Consider the following 3,515-nt stretch of genomic DNA (forward strand, 5'->3'; position numbering starts at 1 on the left):
GTCTTCGCCGACTCCTGCACCGACTTGGTGTTGGCCGTACGCCAGCCGCTTTCCGCGCCGACCTGGGAGAAACCCATAACGATCTTGCCGTCGTCGGCGACCTTGCCACTGTCGGTGCCGGTGGCCGGCGTGCTCGTGCTACCGCAACCCGTCATCGTCAACGCGACGGCACCGACCGCGATCAGTGCCGAGATCTTTTTCAACATAGGGTTCCTTTCATGATGTGAGCGCCGACATTCACGTGGTGTCAACGCCCTTCCTGCTTCCGTGGGCGACTAGCGCACCGTCGCCGTGCTGGCTCTGAGAATGAGACGGGGAGGTACGACGTGCCGCTCGCGCACGTACGGCTCCCCCATCTCGATCTGCCGCACGAGCATGTCGATGCTGCGCCTGCCCACGGCCCCGAAGTCCTGTCTGACGGTCGTGAGAGGAGGGGAGAAGAACTCCGACTCCGGGATGTCGTCGAATCCCACGATGTTGATCTGGCCGGGGACCCTCACTCCTCGCTCCATGAGGGCCCGCAGCACGCCCAGAGCCATCTGGTCGTTGGCCACGAACACGGCGGTGACCTCGTCGATCATCGCGGCCAGCCGCTGCCCGGCACGGTAGCCGGAGCGTGGGCTCCAGTCGCCGGCCAGGAGGTCGGGGACCGGACGGCCCGCGGCGGTCAGCGCCTCGCGCCAGCCGTGCGCGCGGCCTTCTGCCTCCAGCCAGTTGGCCGGACCGCCGACGTGCCAGACCGTCTCGTGCTGCAGGTCCAGCAGGTGCCGGGTCGCCAGGATGGCACCCTCGACCTGGTCGACGCTGACCGCCGCCACGCTGTCCGTCCGGCCACCCTCGACGGCCACGGCCGGCATGCCGGCGGGCATGTCCTCCAGCGCCTCGGCCGCCGAACGCTGTGGGGCGACCACGACGATGCCGTCCACGCCCTGTTCGGTCAGATAGCCGATGGCGTCGAGCACCCTTGCCCTGTCGATGGTCCGAAGACTCACGATGCTGATGAAGTAGCCCGCGTTCCTGGCGGCCTGCTCGATGCCGTAGACCGTGCTCGCGGGACCGTACAGCGTCGTGTCGAAGCTGACGACCCCCAGCCGTCGGGAGTTCCTGGTGACCAGCGCTCGTGCGACGAGATTGCGCCGGTAGCCCAGCAGGTCGATCGCGCGCAGAACCTGGGCCCGGGTCTCCTCGCTGACGTTGGGATGGTCGTTGAGCACACGCGAGACCGTCTGGTGCGACACGCCCGCCATCTTCGCCACGTCCGCCATGATGGGCGGGCGACGCCTCGGGCCAGGTCCCACCCGGCGCTCCTCTCATGCGATCCAGGAAAACTGTGAGCGCTAACATCTTTTGTGCCGAGAACTTCACGTGTCACCGCGCAGGCCGGACACGAACGCCGATGAGTACGGCGTGCCGACTCCGGGGCGGGCTCTCGGGGCCGGCTTCCGCCATGCCCGCGCCTGAGACCGCCCCGCGCCCCTCACCCGGGTCAGACGCGGGTCCAGCGCTGGTTGGGGGCGCCGTTACAGGACCAGATCTGGAGTTTGACGCCGTTGGCGGTGGAGTAGTTGGGCACGTCCAGGCACTTGTTCGCACCGATGGCGGTGATGCTTCCGTCGCCGTTGAGGCGCCACTTCTGGTTGCTCTGGCCGTTGCAGTCCCAGATATGCACCAGCGCGCCGTCGGCGGTGCTCATGTTGGCCACGTCCAGGCACTTGTTGCCGTACACCCGGAGCTCACCCGCGCCGGTCGGCGTCCACTGCTGGTTGACCTGCCCGTTGCAGTCCCAGATCTGCACCTGCGCGCCGTTGGCCTGCGAGACGTTGGCGACGTCCAGGCATCTGCCCGAACCCACGCCGCGGATCCCGCTCACGGGCGAGGGCGTCGGCGTCGAACTGGGGCCGCCGGGCTGGCCGATGGTGCCGGGGACCGACTGGAGTGCCGCGTACCAGGCGGCGGCCATCTTGTCGTAGCCGCCGGCGGTGGGGTGGATGCCGTCGATCAGGTCGGACGTGGTCAGTTTGCTGTGCATGTCGACCAGGTGGACGCGCTTGCCACTGTTCACCTTGTTCTGCACGATGCCGGGGATGGCCGCGTTGAAGGTGCGGGCGGCGGCCTCCTGCCCGGAGTTGGACAGCGGGATGATGGTGGCGACGAACACGTCCGCGTCCGGCACGGTCGTCGTGATGCGGTCGATCAGGGTCGACAGCCGTTGGGGCGCACCGGCCACGTTGTAGTTCTGCAGGATGTCGTTGGTGCCGATGTGCAGCAGCACCGTGCGCGGGTTGTAGGTGCGCGCCCAGTTGGTGATGTTCGCGTCGATCTGGTCGATACGCCAGCCGGGGTGCCCCTGGTGGTCGTGGTCGCCCAGGCCGGCCGGCCCGTTGAACTGCGACCCGACGAAGTCCACCGTGTACCGCCCGGAGACCAGCCGCTGCCACAGGCCGATACGGTATCCGCCCGGCACCTGCGTTCCCTCGGTGATCGAGTCTCCCAGTGGCATGACCCGCACTCCGCCGTTGGACTCCGCGCCGGCGACGCTCGTCTGCGTCACCGCGCCCAGGGCGACCATGGTCACGGCCAGAAGCGCCGCACCGAACCACCGGCTCCACCCACGCATGCTCAACCTCTTTCCGGCAGCTGAGAGCAGTTACTGCTGACAGCTCGTGTAGCGCTAACGGTCTGTATTCGGGTCGCTCACCAACGAATGTCATGTGGTGGCGGGCGTGGCGGTCGGGCGTGGCGGCTCGGGCGCCTCGCAGGTGTCCCCGGTCGCCCGAGGGCCGCGAGACCCGATGTATCAGGCTGATCAGAGCTTTCGCCGTGCGGGAAAGCCTTCTGTTCAAGAGATCGGCGACCGTGAGGGGGAGGGAACCCGCGGATGTGGTGTCTGTACGGGATTCACGATCGCCGAGCATGTCTTTTGAGGGGAACACCAGGATGTGAGCGCTAACATTCCGTCTGCCGGTCGTGGCTCCTTCTCATCGAACGGTTGTGGTGGTGGAGCGGAGCAAACACTAGGTAGGGAGAAGCTGTCAAGAGTACGAAACATGGCGTGCCGGAAGAAGCGAGAGGCAAGCACGGTTCATCTGGTGCTTCATGGGTCACCGCATCGGGCCGGACAGGGCGATGTGATGAAAATTTCACAAGAGACGTCTCGACCCAGGTGGCGGAACCGTGGCTTCCCAGGGGTCAGGAGACGTTGGCGCAGGTGCAGGACATAGGTAGCAAGCAACGCGGACAGAACCTTTCTAGATGTGCTTGACACATTTTGTAATAGTTTCCACACTGAGTCCCCGAGACGGCCCCATGCCAAGTCGGTGGTGGGCGGCAGGGGCCGTCGACCGCGACGCCCCGGTGGTGTGCGTTCCCTGATGACGGGACGCGGCGTCGATCCTGCGGATTTCCCCTCGCGATTATCCGCTTCCGCGTTTCTGTGATGCAGTTATGGAGGCTCAGGCATGGGCACAAACGCCATACCCCCGCCCGGCACCCGGCGACCTCTCGGCGGCCTTCGC

General features: G+C 66.6%; 2 protein-coding genes and 1 pseudogene. All 3 read right to left on the minus strand.

The genetic code is table 11. The annotated features are described in order from the left end of the window. Positions 1-206, minus strand: a pseudogene (locus tag ACTOQ3_RS43340) (LacI family transcriptional regulator); the annotation flags it as partial. A 69-nt stretch (positions 207-275) separates the two neighbouring features. After that, the gene (locus ACTOQ3_RS43345) at positions 276-1,265 is read right to left on the minus strand and encodes a LacI family DNA-binding transcriptional regulator (RefSeq protein WP_440089894.1); all 990 of its coding nucleotides are present in this window, start codon (positions 1,263-1,265) and stop codon (positions 276-278) included. Between the two features lie 221 nt (positions 1,266-1,486). Continuing rightward, positions 1,487-2,617 (minus strand): lectin, encoded by a 1,131-nt coding sequence (locus tag ACTOQ3_RS43350; RefSeq protein WP_440089892.1) that lies wholly within the window; start codon positions 2,615-2,617, stop codon positions 1,487-1,489. Positions 2,618-3,515: the final 898 nt, after the last annotated feature.

It is taken from the genome of Streptosporangium sp. LJ11 (genome assembly GCF_051918945.1).
Classification (GTDB): domain Bacteria; phylum Actinomycetota; class Actinomycetes; order Streptosporangiales; family Streptosporangiaceae; genus Streptosporangium.